Raw genomic sequence first — 19,526 nt, forward strand, 5'->3', positions numbered from 1 at the left:
TTTTATTGATATTGTTCAAGTTTGGAGAAAAATTGAATGACAAAATGATAGAAATCATTCGCAGACGGAGCCAGTTCTCTGCCTTTTGGCTTAATAATGCCTACGGTGCGCTTCACTTGAGGGAATTCAATCGGAATTTTGACCGTGAACCGAGGTGTGGTTTCCGCAAAGGTGCTTTCAGGCAATAAAGTAACGCCCATCCCTGCGGAGACTAATCCTTTAATGGCATCTAAATCCTCGCCCTCCGTTGATACAAGCGGCGCAAAGCCTGCCTGTCTGCAAGCGTCAATCGCCATATTGCGGAGAATAAATCCTTCAGGAAATAAAACAAATTGGTCGCCGCGCAGATCAATTAAATGGATATTTTTTTGTTTGGCAAGCGGATGATGCAGCGGAACAAGCGCGTAAATCTTTTCTGTGAATAAGATATTGCCTGTTATGTCGGGAAATTCCGTCGGAACGGGGCCGAGAAGCGCCGCATCTATGTCCCTGTTTCTTACGGCTTCGATTAAAAATTTATAAGATCCTTGGCGGAGCAAAAACTCAACGTTCGGGTGCTCCTCTTTAAATGCTGAAATCACTGTCGGCAAAAGCTGACTTGCAAGGCTCGTCGGAAATCCTATTTTGACGGTTCCGCGATTAGGGTCAAGATATTCATCGATTTGTTCCTTCGCGTAATCAATTGCTTTCATCGCTGTTTTAACATGTTCTAAAAATTGTTTGCCGATCGGCGTTAACTTAATATTTCTGCCTTCCCGTTCAAATAAAGTGACCTTCAGCTCTTCTTCAAGATTTGCAATCTGCCTGCTGATGGCGGATTGGGCGACATGCAGATGATCAGCCGCTTCTGACACATGTTCCCGTTCTGCTACCTCCATAAAATACCGAAGCTGGCGTAATTCCATTGCGTTCACACCTATCTATCTCATTTTGAGATGTATTTGATCTAAATTATATATTGTTTATATTGTTTTGAAAACTTACAATTAATTTAAAGTTGTCAGATTTTATGACCGATAATTAACGGAAACTGATCGGGGGAGAGGAATTATGACTTACAATCAAATGCCGAAAGCACAAGGTCTCTACCGTCCGGAATTTGAGCATGATGCATGCGGAATCGGCTTGTATGCCCATTTAAAAGGGAAACCTTCACATGACATTGTCAAAAAAGGACTGCAGATGCTTTGCCAGCTGGATCACAGAGGAGGACAGGGCAGTGACCCGAATACGGGAGACGGCGCCGGCCTGATGGTTCAGATCCCTGATGCTTTTTTTAAGAAAGAGTGCGGAGAAATGAAGCTGCCTGAAAAAGGCCGTTACGGGGTAGGAATGGTCTTTTTCTCGCAAAATGAAGAAGAAAGAAAAAAGATCGAAAAACAGGTGAATGCATTCATTGAGCAGGAAGGGCAGACCGTTCTCGGCTGGAGAACCGTCCCTGTTAATGTCGGAAAAATCGGAACAGTGGCACAAAGTACTTGCCCGTACGTGCGCCAAGTATTTATCGGTGCCGCAAACGATTTGAAAGACAGCCTTGCTTTTGAACGCAAACTGTATGTCATCCGGAAGCAGGCTGAAAATTGGGGCGTTCAAGAACAGCTTGATTTTTACTTCGCAAGCCTGTCAAGCCAGACTATCGTTTATAAAGGTTTGTTAACGCCTGAGCAGGTTGACGCGTTTTATTTGGATTTGCAGGATGAAACCTTCGTATCTGCATTTTCACTCGTACATTCACGGTTCAGCACAAATACCTTTCCTACTTGGGAACGTGCCCATCCGAACCGCTATCTGATCCATAACGGAGAAATCAATACGCTCCGGGGCAATATCAATTGGATGCGGGCGAGAGAGCAGCAGTTCGTTTCAGAAAGCTTCGGAGACGATCTTCATAAAGTGCTGCCGATTTTAAATGCTGAGGGCAGTGACTCATCCATTCTTGATAATGCGTTTGAATTTTTCGTGATGGCGGGACGGAAGCCGGCACATACGGCAATGATGCTGATCCCGGAACCATGGACCGAAAACACTCACATGTCTAAAGCGAAACGGGCTTTTTACGAATATCACAGCTCTTTAATGGAGCCGTGGGACGGACCGACCGCCATTTCGTTTACAGACGGTAAACAAATCGGCGCCATCCTTGACCGTAACGGCCTGCGTCCGGCACGTTACTATGTGACAAAAGATGACCATATTATTTTCTCATCTGAGGTGGGCGTTATTGAAGTGGAACAGGAAAACATTCTTCATAAAAAACGCCTGGAACCCGGAAAAATGCTGCTCATTGACTTAGGGGAAGGCCGGATTATTTCAGATGAAGAAGTAAAAACGGAAATCGCCAATGAATTCCCGTATCAAAAATGGCTTGAAGAGGAATTGGTTCAAGTGAATCCTGATCCGGAAATCCGGGAAGAGGAACAATTCGATGATCTTCTCGTCCGGCAAAAAGCGTTTGGCTATACGTATGAAGATATTCAGAAATATTTAATTCCTGTTATTAAAGAAGGCAAAGACCCGCTCGGCTCCATGGGAAATGACTCGCCGCTCGCCGTTTTATCCGATCGCGCCCAATCACTGTTTCATTATTTTAAACAGCTGTTTGCGCAAGTCACAAACCCGCCGATTGACGCGATCCGCGAGCAGCTGGTGACCTCCACGGTGACATGGCTCGGAGCTGAAGGCGATCTGCTGCATCCGAGTGAAAGAAATGCCCGCCGCATAAAACTGTACACTCCTGTATTATCTAACGAACAGTTTTATGCGCTGAAAACACTTGTGCATCCTGACATTAAGAGCCAGAACATCCGCACGCTGTTTTCCGATGACCTAGAAAAAGGCCTGAAAGATTTGTTTCAGCAGGCGGAAAAAGCAATCAAGGAAGGCGTATCTCTGTTAATTTTATCTGACAGGGCAATGAGTAAAGAATTGACGCCGATTCCGCCGCTTTTGGCCGTCAGTGCGCTGCATCAGCATTTGATCCGTCAAGGTCTGCGCACTAAAGCAAGCATTATCGTTGAATCAGGCGAAGCGCGTGAAGTTCATCACTTTGCGGCTCTCATCGGATATGGGGCCGATGCTGTCAATCCGTATTTGACTTATGCTACGTATAAGCAGGAAATCGATGAAGGACGGCTTGATATTCCGTATGAAGAAGCTGTCAGCAAATACGGAAAGAGCGTGACAGAAGGCGTCGTGAAAGTGATGTCAAAAATGGGAATTTCAACTGTGCAAAGTTACAGGGGCGCCCAAATTTTTGAAGCGGTCGGCATCGGTGAAGACGTCATCTCCAAATACTTTACGGGAACTGCATCCCAGCTTGGCGGAATCGATAGCGAAACGATTGCGCAAGAAGCGAAACAGCGTCATCAAGCGGCTTACAAGGATGATTACAGCCAAACTCTTGAGCCGGGTAGTGAATTCCAATGGCGAAACGGGGGAGAGCACCACGCTTTCAATCCGAAAACCATCCATACCCTGCAATGGGCGTGCCGTAAGAATGATTACAGCCTGTTTAAGCAATATTCTCATGCAGCGGATGAAGAACGAATCGGATTTTTGCGTAATCTGTTCGCCTTCAAAGAAGACCGCAAACCTTTAAAATTAGAAGAAGTCGAATCAGCTGCGTCTATCGTGAAACGTTTTAAAACAGGGGCGATGTCGTTCGGTTCATTAAGCAAGGAAGCGCATGAAGCTTTGGCAATAGCGATGAACCGGCTCGGCGGAAAAAGCAACAGCGGAGAAGGCGGCGAAGACCCGAAACGTTTTATTCCGGATGAAAATGGTGACGACAGAAGAAGTGCAATTAAACAGATCGCATCCGGCCGTTTTGGCGTAAAAAGCCATTATCTCGTCAATGCGGATGAATTGCAGATCAAAATGGCGCAAGGGGCGAAGCCGGGAGAAGGCGGCCAGCTTCCGGGCAACAAAGTATATCCTTGGGTCGCGGATGTCCGCGGTTCTACACCAGGTGTCGGGCTGATTTCACCGCCTCCTCATCATGACATTTATTCAATTGAAGATCTGGCTCAGCTGATCCATGATTTAAAAAATGCAAATCGAAACGCGCGAATCAGCGTCAAGCTCGTGTCAAAAGCCGGCGTCGGCACGATTGCGGCCGGTGTGGCAAAAGGTACGGCGGATGTCATCGTCATTAGTGGGTACGACGGCGGAACGGGTGCTTCACCGAAAACGAGTATTAAACATACAGGTCTTCCGTGGGAGCTTGGTCTTGCAGAAGCACACCAAACGCTGATGCTGAACGGTTTACGGGATCGCGTGGTATTGGAGACGGACGGTAAGCTGATGACAGGGCGCGACGTCGTGATGGCCGCCTTGCTAGGCGCGGAAGAATTCGGCTTTGCCACAGCGCCGCTCGTCGTTCTAGGCTGCGTCATGATGCGCGCCTGCCACTTAGATACATGTCCTGTAGGTGTCGCGACGCAAAATCCGGAGCTGCGCAAAAAGTTTATGGGCGATCCTGATCATATCGTAAACTACATGCTGTTTGTCGCGGAAGAAGTGCGTGAATATATGGCGCAGTTAGGTTTTAAAACGCTGGATGAAATGATCGGCCGTACGGACGTTCTTCATGTCAGCGAACGTGCAAAAGCGCATTGGAAAGCGGGACAGCTTGATTTATCCACGCTGCTGTATCAGCCTGAAGGCGTGCGCACTTTCCGGACTGCGCAAAATCATAAAATCAGCCAGTCACTTGATATGACGGAAATTCTTCCGGCGGTGCAGGCTGCAATTGAAGCCGGTCAGGAAGCGGAAGCGGAAATCAAGATCAATAATACAAATCGCGTAGCCGGAACCGTGACGGGAAGTGAAATTTCCAAACGCTACGGAGCGGAAGGACTGCCGGATGATACGATCAGGCTTCATTTCACCGGATCAGCAGGACAGAGTTTCGGCGCATTTGTCCCTAAAGGGATGACGCTTCATTTGACCGGGGATTCAAATGACTATGTAGGAAAAGGGCTGTCCGGCGGAAAAATCATCGTGAAAGCGCCTGATGTGTTCAATTGCGAAACGCATGAGAACGTTATTATCGGGAACGTCGCCTTTTACGGAGCAACAAGCGGGGAAGCGTACATTAACGGGCGCGCCGGTGAACGTTTTGCGGTCCGCAACAGCGGAGTCAATGTCGTTGTAGAAGGTATCGGAGATCACGGCTGTGAATACATGACAGGCGGCAGGGTTGTCGTCCTCGGTGAAGTCGGCAAAAACTTCGGAGCGGGGATGTCAGGCGGTATCGCATACGTCCTGAGCGATGATGCCAAAGCATTTAAACGCAAATGCAACACGGAAATGATTTCATTTGAAAAACTGACGGATGAAACGGAGATCAAAGAAGTGAAAGAAATGGTCAAACGGCATGCGGCGCTGACAAACAGCAAAAAAGCCGCAGACCTCCTGGATCATTGGGAAGACGCCGCAAAGACCTTTATCAAAGTCATTCCGAAAAACTATAAACAAATGCTCCTCAGCATCGAAGAACAAAAAGCGGCGGGGTTATCAGAAGAAGACGCCATTATGTATGCTTTTGAAGCCAACACAAAGGCTCACAAAACGCCGGCCAAAGATCAAAAACAAGCGGTAGTGCAGTAAGAAAGGGGAGAGGAACATGGGGAAACCAACTGGATTCATGGAAGAAAAAAGAGAAAAACCGGCTGAGCGGGACCCTCTCACTCGCTTAAAAGATTGGAAAGAGTATTCGGCTCCATTTTCAGATGAAGCGTCAAAGCGGCAGGGGGCGCGGTGTATGGATTGCGGCACACCGTTTTGCCAAATCGGCGCTGATATTAACGGTTTTACATCCGGATGTCCGATTTATAATTTAATACCGGAATGGAATGACCTCGTCTATCGGGGGCGCTGGAAAGAAGCACTGGAGCGCCTTCTGAAAACGAACAACTTTCCTGAATTCACAGGGCGGGTCTGTCCCGCTCCCTGTGAAGGATCTTGTACACTGGCCATTTCAGATCCGGCTGTTTCAATTAAAAACATCGAGCGGACGATCATTGACAAAGGTTTTGAGAACGGATGGATTCAGCCGAGAATTCCAGCGAAACGCACAGGTAAGAAAGTCGCTGTCGTCGGTTCAGGCCCGGCAGGTCTGGCAAGCGCTGATCAGCTGAACCAAGCCGGTCATTCCGTAACGGTCTATGAGCGTGCTGACAGAGCCGGCGGCCTGCTGATGTACGGCATTCCGAGCATGAAACTTGAAAAAAATGTCGTCGAACGCCGTATTAAGCTTTTGACGCAGGAAGGTATAGATTTTGTGACAAATACCGAAATCGGCGTTGACATAACGGCTGATGAGCTCAAAGAACAATTTGATGCCGTCATTTTGTGCACAGGCGCCCAAAAGCAGCGCAATCTGCTGATTGAAGGCCGGGAAGCAAAAGGCGTCCATTACGCAATGGATTATTTAACACTGGCGACGAAAAGCTATTTAGATTCCAACTTCAAAGATAAACAATTTATAGACGCTAAAGGGAAAGACGTCATCGTGATCGGCGGGGGAGACACAGGAGCTGACTGCGTGGCAACCGCGCTGCGCCAAAAAGCGCGCAGCGTGCATCAGTTCGGGAAACATCCTAAACTTCCTCAGACGCGCACGAATGACAATATGTGGCCTGAACAGCCGCACGTCTTCACCATTGAATACGCCTATGAAGAAGCGCAGGCAAAGTTCGGCAAAGATCCGAGAGAATATTCAATTCAGACGACAAAAATGGTGGCCGATAAACAAGGCCGCTTAAAAGAGATCCATACCATCCAAATGGAAAAAGTCAGAAATGAATTCGGCAAGTATGAATTTCATGAACTGCCCGGAACGGAAAAAGTATGGCCTGCTCAGCTGGTGTTTATCGCCATCGGTTTTGAAGGAACTGAACAGCCATTATTGAAGCAGTTTGGTGTCGATTCGGCAAATCATAAAATTCAGGCGGCATATGGGGATTATAAAACGAATGTTGACGGTGTTTTCGCCGCAGGGGATGCGAGAAGAGGCCAAAGCCTGATTGTATGGGCGATTAATGAGGGCCGGGAAGCAGCGCGCGAAGTCGACAGTTATTTAATGGGGAGCACTGTTTTACCGTAAATAAAGGGGATTATTTATAGAACCGGCTGGGCTCAGCCGGTTTTTTCATATGTCATGGAACTGAACTGTCAGCATGATCTGCTTTCTGAAACAGAGCGCCGTATGATTTGTTCTTCCGTTCATCAGTTTCAAATCGGTGAAAGTTTAGAAGGCCTGTTTTGATAGCTGCCGCAAAACGTTACTTCAAGGATTGTGCTGACAAAAGTTATCTGGAAGCGCTGTGCAAGCTCGGACGGCGCCGTTTAAAGTCACCAACACATTTGCTGTGCATTTTATTGACGGGCACTTTAGCCGTCGTGTGGCTGTATCATCGAAAAGTTTTAAAAGCCGGGGGAAACACTTTTTTATTTTTTTTGATAGAAACATATCAAGAGTATGTCAGAGCGGAAGGCTCATAAACAAAAAAGAGAACGGAAGGGTCCGCTCCTCTTTTTAGACATCTATATGAAAGCCGATATTGCCGAACTGCCGTCCTTCCTGCAACCTCTTAATGGCATCAGCTGCTTCTCTTAGAGGGTACATACGGTCGATAATGGGGCGGATGCCGCAGCGTTTTATCAATTCCAGCATTTGCGCGAATTCCTCATTGCTTCCCATTGATGTACCGAGAATATGAATCTGCGGAAAAAACAGCGAGCGAATAGGAAATCCGAGCTGATCACCTGAACTGGCACCGAATGTTACGATCCGGCCATTCGGTTTCATAATGTCAAGGTAGTGCTGATATAAAGCGGGACCGACACCGTCAAGTATGATATCTGCTTTTTGGCCATTCAGCGCTTCATTCCAGTCGCCGTAACTGTCAATTGCCCGGTCTGCACCGTATGACAGTGCGGTTTGTTTTTTGTTTTCGCTGCGGGAGGTGACGCTGACTGTCGCTCCGATTGCTTTTGCCATTCGTAAGGCGTATGTTGCCACGCCGCTCCCGATGCCCGGAAGGATAAGGTGTTCGCCCTTTTTCAATTGTCCTTTTGTAAATAAGGCGCGATAAGCGGTTAATGCTGATAACGGCAGCACGCCCGCTTCCTCCCATGTCAGATGATCGGGTTTTACAATGGCATTTTCCGCAGGAACGATGACATAAGGTGAAAAAGTTCCGTCGCTTGGACCGCCTAAAATATCAGGGACGGCTGGTACATCCTCAACAGTCTTCCAATTCAGCACCGGGTTGATGATGACTTCCGCATGCAGTAAATGAGAACGGACGCCGTGTCCTATTTCAGTTACGATTCCCGCGCCGTCTGAACCGAGAATAAATTCACGGTTTCCGGTTTCGTGGTTTTTCATCAAAAATAAATCGCGATGGTTTAATCCGGCTGTTTTCAGCTTTATTTTGACTTCTCCGTTCCCCGGATGTTTGTCAGGTATCTGCCTGAAATGAAAGCTATTTTCGTGTATGATAATGGCATCCATTATTTTTCTCTCCTTTATGGTTGATGAGAAAAATTTTACAGGCTGTAACAGCTGCAGTAAATGAAGGAAAATTGATAGCCGGCTATCAATAAAAATCATAGCAAGAAGGTGTCCTTACATGGAAAGCGGAGACTTAAAGATTTTTCAGGCTGTCGCCCGCAAAGGCAGTATTTCAAAGGCGGCCGAAAGTCTGCATTATGTTCAATCAAATGTAACAAACCGGATTCAGCAGCTGGAACGGCAATTGCAAACACAGCTGTTTTACCGGACGAATCGGGGAATGACGCTGACGCCAGCAGGTGAAAGCTTATTGAAAGATGCAGACAGAATTCTGCAGCTGCTATATGAGGCGCAAAAAAATGCGCAAGAGGCAGGACATCCGAACGGCCCGCTCCGCATCGGTTCTTTAGAAACGGCGGCAGCCGTCCATCTCCCTCAATTTTTCACGGAGTATTGCAGACGATATCCGAAAGTACAGCTGTCACTGTCGACCGGTGATACACATACCTTAGTGCAGCGCGTCCTGCAGTATGAGCTGGACGGGGCTTTTGTTTATGGGCCGGTTGAACACGAAGACCTTAAACAATCCGCCGTATTCCAAGAAGAATTGATCGTGGTTTCAAATGTGCGGGAAGGCAGCTTGCAAAGCCTGCTGCGAGAGCCGATTCTGTTTTTTGCCGCCGGCTGTTCGCACCGCCGAAAAATAAAAAACATATTGAAAGAAGAGGCAGTGCCTGAACATAAAATCATTGAATTCGGAACGCTGGAAGCCATTATTGGAGCGGTGCAGGCAGGGCTGGGTGTTTCCTTTTTGCCTGCGTCAGCCGCCCGTTATTTTCAAAACCGGGAAAATCTTTTTCATCATCAGCTCCCTGAACGTTTTCGGGATATGAATATATCATTCATCTACCGGCGTGATTTATTTTTGACATCGGCGTTTGAAGAACTGCTGAATGGATTAAAAGCGTTACCGAATGGAAGATGACGTAACAGGACAGCTGAATATGCCGAATTTTTTACCGATTTTTTTAAAAAAACTTTCTTTTCACGGAAATTTATGTATAATAAAAGAAAGTTTTTTCGGATAAAGAATCTGCAATGATAAGGACATGAGTCATTTTAACCGGCCATACAGAGAGGGGAGGCAAGGCTGAGACCTTCCCGGCACGAAGAATGGGCTTACCGCCTTTTGAGCTGTATCGGTGAACGAAAGCAGCCGATACCGTACAGCCGCGTTACGGCAACAATGAGCCGCCGCTTGAAGTGGCGGGAATTTGGGTGGAACCGCGGGTCTGACACACACTCGTCCCTTCTTTTGGGATGAGTGTGTTTTTATGTTGATATAAGAAAAATGGCAATGATAAGGACATGAGTCATTCGAACCGGCCATACAGAGAGGGGGGGCAAGGCTGAGACCTTCCCGGCACGAAGAATGGGCTTACCGCCTTTTGAGCTGTATCGGTGAACGAAAGCAGCCGATACCGTACAGCCGCGTTACGGCAACAATGAGCCGCCGCTTAAAGTGGCGGGAATTTGGGTGGAACCGCGGGTCTGACACACACTCGTCCCTTCTTTTGGGATGAGTGTGTTTTTATTTTCTTAAAAATAAAGGAGAGATCAGACCGTGAAGAAACCGCACATTGTCATTACTTTTCCTGACGGGAAACAAAAAGAATACCAGAAAGGTGTTACGTTAGAAGAGATTGCCCAATCAATCAGTCCGGGTTTGAAAAAGGCGTCAGCCGCCGGCAAGGTAAACGGATCGTTATATGACCTTAGAAGAAGCATTCATGAAGACGCTGAAATTGAACTATGCAGTTTTCAGTCTGAAGAGGGGCTGGGAGTGATGAGACACACAGCAGCGCATGTATTGGCGCAAGCGGTAAAACGTCTGTATCCGAAGGTCTGTTTAGGGACCGGTCCCGTTATTGAAAATGGCTTTTATTATGATTTTGACATGAATGAAACGATTACAGAAAGAGAATTGGCCGTCATTGAAAAAGAGATGAACCGAATCATTTCTGAAAATCCGGAAATCATTAGAGAAGAAATCTCCAGAGAAGAGGCAGAGCATCTGTTTGCTCACGAGCCGCTGAAGCTCGAGCTTTTAGCCGATATTCCGCATCATGATACAATCAGTATCTACCGTCAGGGCGACTTCATTGATTTATGCCGGGGGCCGCACTTGGCGTCTGCCGGTCAGATAAAAGCTTTTTCGCTCACTCATGTGTCAGGGGCTTATTGGCGGGGCGACAGCAATCAAAAAATGCTGCAGCGCATTTATGGGAAGGCATTTTCTTCAAAAAAGGAGCTGAACAGGCATTTTCAGCTGATAAAACAGGCGGAGAAGAGAAATCATCGAAAATTGGGAGCGGAATTACAGCTTTTTATGTTTTCAGAAGAAGCGCCGGGTATGCCTTTTTATCTGCCGAACGGTCAGTTCATCCGAAATACGCTTGAATCATTTCTGCGTTCAAAGCAGGATGCCTATCATTATCAGGAAGTGCGCACACCTATGATGATGAACCAGCGTCTTTGGGAGCAATCAGGCCATTGGGATCATTATAAAGAGAATATGTATTTCTCAGAAGCCGAGCATCAGCGCTTCGCGTTAAAGCCGATGAACTGTCCCGGCCACATGCTCATTTTTAAAGAAAAGCTTCGTTCTTATCGCGATCTTCCGATTCGGATGGCTGAATTCGGCCAGGTGCACCGTCACGAATTCAGCGGGGCGCTCAATGGCCTGCTTCGCGTCAGGTCCTTTTGCCAGGATGATGCGCATATTTTTGTAACGCCTGATCAGATCGAGAGCGAAATCACTTCAGCGCTTCAGCTGATTCACGAGGTGTACACCGCATTCAGTTTTTCCTATGATATTGAGCTGTCAACAAGACCGGACAATTACATGGGAAGCGAACATTTGTGGAACCGAGCTGAGAGCGCATTAGAGAAAGTATTAAAAGAACAGGGATATCATTTTCGGTTTAATCGGGGGGATGGCGCATTTTACGGCCCGAAAATTGATATTCATATAAAAGATGCGCTGAATCGAAGCCATCAATGCGCTACTGTCCAGCTCGATTTTCAAATGCCGGAGAAATTTGATTTAACATATATTGATGAAAAAAATCAAAAAGTCCGTCCTGTAGTTATTCACCGGGCGGTATTCGGATCTCTTGACAGATTTTTCGGAATCATTACTGAACATTTCGGGGGAGCGTTCCCTTTATGGCTTGCTCCGGTACAGGCAAAAATCATCTCGGTATCCAATACCGCACACCGGGACTGCGCAGAACAGGCGCACCGGCAGCTGAAGAACGCGGGTATCAGGGCTGAGCTTGATCAGCGGGATGAAAAACTCGGGTATAAAATCAGAGAAGCACAAATGAAAAAAATACCGTATATTGCTGTTGTGGGTGATCATGAGTGCCGCCATCAATCTGTACAGGTAAGACAATACGGACGGGAAAACACATTTGAAGAGAGTGTGAGTGATTTTGTTTCCCGGATCATAAATGAAACAAAACAAGAGATTCAAGTAAATCGACATTGACATATCGTAAAATCACGATATAATAAAATGTATGAAACCTATTGATGTTTTTAAAGCGTTATCTAATGAGTCCCGGCTTGAGATTTTACAATGGCTGAAAGAGCCGGACCGTCACTTCGCCCCGCATGATGGCATTGATATGAATGAAATCGGAGTATGTGTGAGTCAGATCACCGATAAGCTTCAGATGACACAGTCAACGGCGTCTCAATATCTTTCCATCCTTCAGCGGGCGGGCCTTATCCAAACGAAACGGATCGGCAAATATACCTATTATAAAAGAGATGAAGAAGCGATAAAGGCGATGGCCGATTATTTTCAGCGCGAAATGTAGGGCTGAATCCTTTGAAGAGGGATTCAGTTTCTTTTTCTGATTACATATCGACATATTGCGATTTGTTTCTGTTTTAATCTTTTATATCGATATATCACAATATATCTTTATATAAATCATCAATGAAGGAGTGTATCAGATGCAAAATACATGGAAGGTTTACATTTTAGCGATTATCAGCTTTTTAGTTGGGACCTCTGAATATGTGATATCCGGGGTGCTTGATAAAATTGCAGGTTCTTTGGGCGTCACTGTGGCAGCCGCAGGGCAGCAGATTACAATTTTTTCACTCGTTTATGCAATCGGAACGCCCGTCGTGATGGTTCTGACAGCAAGGCTGGACAGAAGGAAGCTTGTGATCTATGCTCTGGGGCTGTTTGTTATCGGAAATATCATTTCTTTCCTTGTGCAGGGATTCGGCTTATTTGCGGGAGCGCGGGTGATCATGGCGCTTGGAGCGGGAACCGTGGTGGTAACCGCGCTTACGATCGCAGCAAAAATCGCTCCTCCGGGAAAGCAGGCAAGCTCTCTTGCGACAGTCATTATGGGATTTACGGCGGCGCTCATTATCGGTGTGCCGATCGGAAGAACCGTGTCTGAAGCTTTCGGCTGGAAGATGGTTTTCGCCGGTATTGCGGCACTCGGAATCATTGCCATGCTGATTATACGTTTCGCGCTGCCTGAGATAAAAGGAGATAAACCCGTGCCGCTCATTCAGCAGCTCTCTTTTTTGAAGAAACGCAAAGTGGCTGTCGGCTTGGCCATCACGTTTTTTTGGCTTGGAGGCTATTCGGTTGCGTATACGTACCTTTCGCCGTTTTTACTGAACGTTACTCATATCAGTAGTGGAATGCTGAGCACATTGCTGCTTATTTTCGGGGTTGCAAGTCTTGCCGGCTCTAAAGCGGGCGGTTTCAGCGCAGACAAATGGGGGGCGCGTGTCACATTAACCGGCGGAATGGCGCTTCACGCTATCATGCTCATGTTATTGCCCTTTGTTACACATTCTGCTGCCGGAGCGGCGGCAGTGCTTATATTTTGGTCCTTTTCCGCCTGGTCATCCGGGCCGGCTCAGCAATATCATTTGGCAACGATGGAGCCGGAATCATCAGGTGTATTACTTGGCCTCAACCAGTCTATGATGCAGCTGGCTATGGCGGCCGGGGCAGGTATCGGGGGCATTGTTGTCACTCATCTGTCTCTTGCGTCAGTGACATGGATTGGTGCAGGCGGTGTTGTCATTGCGATGTGCGGCGTGCTTTCACTTATGTTGTTAATGTCTGAAAAAACCTCATCTGAATACAGTGCCGAATAAACAAAAAGCCTCGTTTCTCAGTTTGAGAAATGAGGCTTTTTGTCTTGTTATTTTTCACATTTCTTCAAGTTTACGCCGATTGCAGCTCCATTTCGGCTGGAGTCGGCAACGCCGGTGAAGGTGCCGTTTTCACGATCGATCAGGATGCTTTGCACGTTTCCGATATCAACCGGACTGCTGCCGAATTTATGCCCCATTTCGTTCAGTTTTGCGCGGGCTTCTTCCGGCACTCCTTTTTCATAACGATAGGACGTCATGCTGTTTGTGTAAATTCTCGGCTCTTCGACCGCCGCTTTCAGATCCATACCGTACTCGACTTTGTTCAGGATCGTTTGCAGAACGGAAGAAATAATCGTTGCTCCGCCGGGGGAGCCCACAGTCAGGACGGGTTCGTTATTTTTAAATAAAATGGTCGGAGTCATGCTGCTGAGCGGACGTTTATTCGGCTGCACTTCATTTGCGCCGCCCGGCACCGCGTCGAAGTCTGTTAATTCATTGTTCAAAACAACGCCATATCCGGGAACCATAATGCCGGAACCGAACAGCTGTTCAATCGTTGTCGTATAAGATACAACATTGCCGAAGCGATCGGTTACCGTGAAGTGAGTCGTTTGACCCTCTTGTTTATCAGTCGGCTGTTCGACTTGTTTGTAGTTTGCAGAGCCTTCCTGATAAGCCCAAGGGTCGCCGGCTTTCGGTTTTTTATTCACTTTATTCATATCTATCAGCTGTCTGCGGGCATTGATATAATCTGGATTCAAGAGACCTTTGAGAGGGACGTTGACGAATTCTGGATCCCCGGCAAATGCGGCACGGTCAGCATAAGCCAAATGCATTGTTTCTGCGAGAAGCTGATATTTTTGCCAAGAACGGATATCATATTGGGAAAGCTTAAAATCATCCAGAAGGTTCAGCATTTGCAACAGGAAAACACCGCCGGAGCTTGGAGGAGGAGCAGTTGCGATATGGTAGCCCTGGTAATCTCCCCAGATCGGTTCGTCAATCGTCACATTGAAGTTTTTAATATCTTTTTCTGTCATTGAGCCGCCGAATTCCTGCACTGTTTCCGCGAGCTTTTTGGAGAATGCTCCGTCATAGAACGCTTTTGTGCCTTTGTACTTAATAGCTGTAAATGTTTTGGCTAAGTCTTTTTGGACGAGTGTGTCTCCTTCTTTCAGAGGTTCTCCGTTTGGAAGAAACACGTCTTTTGCAGCAGTGTGTGATAATTTGTCTTTATAATCTGAGATGGCGTCAGCTAAAACCGAATCAATCGGAAAGCCTTTTGAGGCAAGTTTAATGGAAGGGGTGATGAGTTGTTTCATGGAGCGGGTGCCCCATTTGTCGAGCGCTTTTTCAAGTCCTTTTAATGTTCCCGGAACACCGACTGCAGTCCCTTTCGTAACCCGCTCAGAGAAAGGAATGGCTTTGCCGTTTTCGTCCAGGAACATATCCGGTGCTGCGCCTTCCGGTGCGCGTTCCCGGCTGTCGATAATGGTGGTGTCTTTCGTCTTCGCATCATAAACCATCATAAATCCGCCGCCGCCGATTCCCGACATCATCGGTTCGGTTACGTTTAATGCAAATTGAATGGCAACCGCGGCGTCAATTGCATTGCCGCCTTTTTTCAGCACGTCGGCACCGATTTGTGAAGCGAGAGGATGGGCGGTGGCGACCATGCCGTCTTTGCCGACGTCTACCTGTTTGTAGTCATCATAGGAAAACGGGTGTTTCTTAGCCTGAGCGTGATAAGGGATGCTTCCGGCTGCGAGCAAAGTACTGAGCAGAACGATAAAACAGAGATTCATAAACTTTTTCTTTTTCATAGTCTGCCTCCTTTGTTTTCCGCTTACAATTATAGAGTAAGTAAAATGTGCTGTTTTCACAAGTGACAAACGGAATAGTCCGGTGTGCAAAAAGACGGGGTTTCTGTGTGAATGTAATCAGTCGCAAATGGGATAAATGGGAAACCGGACAGAAAAAGCTGTGAAACAAGCATTAAGGCAAAAAATAAGCTACAATAAACAAAACAGAATTCACTCACATGACATATGAAAGGAACGTGAGCCATGTATTTAACCATTAAAGAGACAGCGGAGTTTACCAGTCTTCCTGAAGAATATGTACACAATCTTGTTTTGACGAATAAAATAAGAGCGATCCATGACGGGCAGCAATATTTAATCAACAAAGAACAATTTCAAACCCACCTTGAACAGCTGGAAAAATATAAAGAAATGATACAGGAGTTTTTAAATGAACCGCTCCCTGAAGACATTGATGTAAAAGACGAAGATTAGGACACAATTTCATATTGTGTCTTTTTTTTGCATTTCTTCGGCTGTTCACAAAAAAACCGGACGCTCAGATTCCGTTTTAAGGGCGGTGTTTTCTTTTTTGAATACTAAGAGGCTCTGATGTCCCAAAATCCCGTCACGGGGATATAAACGATGTTTTTAGGGATCTTTTTGAAAAATGGTGTCTCATTCTCCTTATGTAACACTATGTATATTATGTTACATAAGAGGCTTTATCCTTTATCATTCAATGGGTTTCAGCTATAATAGTAACATAATGCTCAATATGTTACTTTAACCAATTATAAGGGGTTTTTTGATGCATATCGTACAGCCGATTCGAAGTTTGGAAAAGATCCAGGAAGTCAAACAGTATTTAATGAAGAAAAGTGAACGTGATTATTTTTTATTTATTTTCGGCATGAACAGCGCACTGCGGATTTCTGATGTTCTGCCGCTTCGCGTGAAGGATGTCAGAAACAAAGACCATGTATGGGCGACTGAGAGCAAAACGAGAAAGAAAAGAAAAATTCTGATATTGGAATCTCTAAAGGCCGACATATACGCATATACAAAAGACATGAAAGAGAATGACTATTTGTTTAAATCGAAACGGACGAATAAGCCCATTTCGCGGATTCAGGCATACAGAATATTAAAAGAAGCAGCTGCTGCGTGCGGATTGGAGGAGATCGGGACGCATACGCTGAGAAAGACGTTCGGGTATCATTTTTATCAGAGGACGAAAGATATTGCCGAACTCCAGCGGATATTAAATCATTCTTCTCCGTCTATTACGATGCGTTATATCGGAATAGATGAGGATACGACGCGAGCCGCTTATAAAGTGTTCGGCGGGCTGTAGGCTTGAAAAAAACGGCCGCCAGCGTTACTATAATATAAGCAGGCTCTAGTAGCACAGCGGATAGTGCAGCAGTTTCCTAAACTGCAGGTCGGGAGTTCGAATCTCTCCTAGAGCGTTTTATTTTAATCGCGTCTGCCAAACGACAAAAACCCTTGTATAACAAGGGTTTTTGTCGTTTTTGTAAGTTTTTTATTTGTGTAAGAACCCGCTGAAAAACGCTGTGATTTTATTTTTTTTGCACAAATTTTGCACATTTCTAAACAGATGTTTTCACGTTAGGCTTTTTTTCTAACAGATCAAGGGTGTTTCGTGTATCTTCTTCACGGAGTCTTTTATATTTCGTGACATGAAAAGCCTTTCGGTTATAATTACGCCATTGCATCATTCAAAAAAGCCCGCTGAAAGCGGGCTTTTCTTTATATAACAGCATCAAATTGATTGACTTTCCAAACATTGTTTTCTTTTACGAATGTAACGTCGCGTTTTGCTGACGGAGAACCGTCAAGAGTCGGTACAGTGAAGCGGTACGTTTGGACGCTTCCTTTTTTAGAAAGAAGGGTCATTTTTGCTTTTTTCCAATTCAGGAGGTTATCTCCGTCGCCGACCGGAACAGCCAATTTGCCGTCTTTTACAGTGAAGCGGTACTCTTTAAGCCCTTTATCAATCGCCTGCTTTGTAAAAGCGGGTGTCAGATATTTTACGGCTTTCGCTTTTGTTCCGAGTTCTTTGCACATGAATACATATTGAAGATTTTGATATTCGAACTGCTCGGATGTACAGTTTGCTTTTGACTTAAGCGTTCCTCCGCTCATGGTGTTCCAAAAATGTTCTCTTGCTGACAGAGCCAGCTGAAGTGCTTGTTTTTGCGTAAGGTCATTAGGCGTATTTTTGGCAGTCGCCGCAGTGCCCAGTGATAGAATTAATGTAATAGTCGTAAGGAATAATAGCCATTTTTTCATGATTTAATCTCTCCTTCAACGAATCTCTTTCTCTTATGTTACAAATGTTACAATAATTACGGTAAGATTACAATACCTTTTCAGAAATATTTTCCGCGCTTTTTATTTTTATGATTTATTTCCATGTAAGACGGAAGAAAAAGATAAAGAGTTTCATTGAACAAAAGGTTTTTACAAGCTGTCTGCTGAATAATAAAATGGAAGAAAATCAAAAAAGGAGTCCTACATATGGAGATACAAGATAATCTGGAGACAGCGGAAGGCCCCGGCCAGTCTGTCTGGCGGTCTATGTCATTATTTTTAGTCCCGCTGCTATTAAGCAACGTATTGCAATCTGTCGGCCAATTGGTCGGAATGGTGTTTGTCGGAAGGTGGCTCGGAGTCGATGCGCTTGCCGCCGTGTCGTCTTTTTTTCCGCTGTTTTTCCTGCTGATTTCCTTTACAATCGGAATCGGTTCAGGAAGTTCCATTCTGATCGGGCAGGCTTACGGTGCGAAAAACGAAGAGAGAATGAAGGCGATTGTCGGCACTACGCTGACGTTTACCTTTATGCTCGGAATTGTTCTGGCAGTTGTCGGCAGTGTGTTTACGCTTGATATTTTGCGGCTGATGGGAACGCCGGAAAACGTAATAGATGTAAGTGTCCGATATGCGCGCATTTTGTTTTGCGCGATGCCGCTGATGTTTTTATATTTTGCTTATACAACATTTTTACGCGGAACGGGAGATTCAAAGACCCCGTTTTATACGTTAATCGTCAGTACGGTCATTAACATCGGGCTTTTGCCTTTATTGATTCTCGGACTTTTCGGGCTTCCGAAGTTCGGCATTTACGGATCAGCGTATGCAACGGTCATTTCAAACATCGTGACATTTATCGTGCTAATGGTTTATTTGCGGAAAAAGAAGCACCCGCTTGCATTTGACCGGACTGCGTTCCGCTCTCTTAAAATGGACAAAAAGCTGCTCGCGCTTCTACTGCGGCTCGGTATTCCGTCAAGCATCAATATGATTCTCGTATCACTTTCTGAAATCGCGGTCATCTCTTTTGTGAATCATTATGGATCAAACGCGACGGCTGCTTACGGGGTCGTTAACCAAGTGGCGAGTTATGTGCAGATGCCGGCGGTAAGCCTCGGTATCGCCGTTTCAATTTTTGCCGCCCAATCCATAGGAGCCAATCAATTCGGCCGGCTGAAGCAGGTCATCAAAGTCGGCATCGGCCTGAATTATTTGATCGGCGGGGTTTTGATTGTGCTGATTTACACCTTCTCCCGGCAGATACTGGCTTTGTTTTTAACCGATCAGGACACGCTTCATATTGCCCGCCACCTTATTATGATTACACTTTGGAGCTATCTGATTTTCGGTCACGCTCAGATCGTTTCAGCGACAATGCGGGCGAGCGGTACGGTATTATGGCCGACTGTTATCAGCATTTTTGCGATTTGGGGAATTGAAGTGCCTGTCGCCTTTATACTATCTCATTACACGAAACTCGGCATTCTCGGCATTTGGGTCGGTTATCCGGCGGCTTTTGTCATCAGCCTGCTGCTGCAGTACGGGTATTACCGGTTTGTATGGAAGAAAAAACAGATTACCCGGCTGATTCAATAAGGTTTTACCGCACATCGCTCAGTTCATACGGGCGATGTTTTTTTCAGAGAAGGAAAATGAGTTTAGAA

Annotated in this window: 13 protein-coding genes, 1 tRNA gene and 1 other annotated feature; of the genes, 10 read left to right on the top strand and 4 right to left on the bottom strand. The window is 46.0% G+C overall.

All coding sequences use genetic code 11. From position 1 onward, the window contains the following. Positions 1-2: 2 nt before the first annotated feature. Entirely contained in the window at positions 3-905 is a 903-nt protein-coding gene (gene gltC / locus ACXN9U_RS05220; protein ID WP_016936565.1) for a glutamate biosynthesis transcriptional regulator GltC, read from the bottom strand. 145 nt (positions 906-1,050) lie between these two features. On the opposite strand from gltC, the gene gltB reads away from it, so the two are divergent. Together gltB and gltD are read left to right on the top strand one after the other, a co-directional pair. After that, the gene (gltB, locus tag ACXN9U_RS05225) at positions 1,051-5,610 is read left to right on the top strand and encodes a glutamate synthase large subunit (protein WP_060962628.1); all 4,560 of its coding nucleotides are present in this window, start codon (positions 1,051-1,053) and stop codon (positions 5,608-5,610) included. A gap of 16 nt (positions 5,611-5,626) precedes the next feature. After that, entirely contained in the window at positions 5,627-7,108 is a 1,482-nt protein-coding gene (gltD, locus tag ACXN9U_RS05230; protein ID WP_060962629.1) for a glutamate synthase small subunit, read from the top strand. Between the two features lie 432 nt (positions 7,109-7,540). On the opposite strand, the gene ACXN9U_RS05235 is transcribed toward gltD, so the two are convergent. Beyond that, on the bottom strand, positions 7,541-8,521 hold the full coding sequence (locus ACXN9U_RS05235) for a zinc-binding dehydrogenase (protein WP_060962631.1): 981 nt from the start codon (positions 8,519-8,521) through the stop codon (positions 7,541-7,543). A 118-nt stretch (positions 8,522-8,639) separates the two neighbouring features. On the opposite strand from ACXN9U_RS05235, the gene ACXN9U_RS05240 reads away from it, so the two are divergent. The 4 genes from ACXN9U_RS05240 (at position 8,640) to ACXN9U_RS05255 (ending at position 13,723) form a co-directional block, all read left to right on the top strand. Beyond that, positions 8,640-9,506, top strand: coding sequence for a LysR family transcriptional regulator (locus tag ACXN9U_RS05240; RefSeq protein ID WP_060962632.1), 867 nt, complete (start codon positions 8,640-8,642; stop codon positions 9,504-9,506). Positions 9,507-9,869: 363 nt separating this feature from the next. Then, positions 9,870-10,094 (top strand) — a binding site (T-box leader). A gap of 51 nt (positions 10,095-10,145) precedes the next feature. After that, on the top strand, positions 10,146-12,074 hold the full coding sequence (gene thrS / locus ACXN9U_RS05245) for a threonine--tRNA ligase (RefSeq protein WP_489202252.1): 1,929 nt from the start codon (positions 10,146-10,148) through the stop codon (positions 12,072-12,074). A gap of 31 nt (positions 12,075-12,105) precedes the next feature. Next, complete coding sequence (locus ACXN9U_RS05250) at positions 12,106-12,408, top strand: ArsR/SmtB family transcription factor (protein ID WP_007407355.1); 303 nt, start codon at positions 12,106-12,108, stop codon at positions 12,406-12,408. A 139-nt stretch (positions 12,409-12,547) separates the two neighbouring features. Continuing rightward, complete coding sequence (locus ACXN9U_RS05255) at positions 12,548-13,723, top strand: MFS transporter (RefSeq protein ID WP_489202253.1); 1,176 nt, start codon at positions 12,548-12,550, stop codon at positions 13,721-13,723. A gap of 47 nt (positions 13,724-13,770) precedes the next feature. Here the strand turns inward: ACXN9U_RS05255 and ggt are convergent, their stop codons facing one another. Next, complete coding sequence (gene ggt, locus ACXN9U_RS05260) at positions 13,771-15,546, bottom strand: gamma-glutamyltransferase (RefSeq protein WP_489202254.1); 1,776 nt, start codon at positions 15,544-15,546, stop codon at positions 13,771-13,773. A gap of 243 nt (positions 15,547-15,789) precedes the next feature. On the opposite strand from ggt, the gene ACXN9U_RS05265 reads away from it, so the two are divergent. The 3 genes from ACXN9U_RS05265 to ACXN9U_RS05275 all read left to right on the top strand — a co-directional run bounded on the left by ACXN9U_RS05265 (position 15,790) and on the right by ACXN9U_RS05275 (position 16,997). Next, on the top strand, positions 15,790-16,020 hold the full coding sequence (locus tag ACXN9U_RS05265; RefSeq protein WP_058906086.1) for an excisionase family DNA-binding protein: 231 nt from the start codon (positions 15,790-15,792) through the stop codon (positions 16,018-16,020). A gap of 316 nt (positions 16,021-16,336) precedes the next feature. Then, entirely contained in the window at positions 16,337-16,882 is a 546-nt protein-coding gene (locus tag ACXN9U_RS05270) for a site-specific integrase (protein ID WP_045926205.1), read from the top strand. Between the two features lie 42 nt (positions 16,883-16,924). After that, positions 16,925-16,997: transfer RNA gene (locus ACXN9U_RS05275), tRNA-Arg, on the top strand. 301 nt (positions 16,998-17,298) lie between these two features. Here the strand turns inward: ACXN9U_RS05275 and ACXN9U_RS05280 are convergent. Then, positions 17,299-17,841: a DL-endopeptidase inhibitor IseA gene (locus tag ACXN9U_RS05280; protein WP_060962636.1), complete on the bottom strand. Its 543-nt coding sequence runs from the start codon at positions 17,839-17,841 to the stop codon at positions 17,299-17,301. A 228-nt stretch (positions 17,842-18,069) separates the two neighbouring features. Here ACXN9U_RS05280 and ACXN9U_RS05285 point away from each other — a divergent pair, with 228 nt between their 5' ends. Then, positions 18,070-19,458, top strand: a complete 1,389-nt coding sequence (locus tag ACXN9U_RS05285) for an MATE family efflux transporter (RefSeq protein WP_489202255.1) — start codon at positions 18,070-18,072, stop codon at positions 19,456-19,458. Positions 19,459-19,526: the final 68 nt, after the last annotated feature.

The organism is Bacillus sp. BACIII (genome assembly GCF_057836745.1).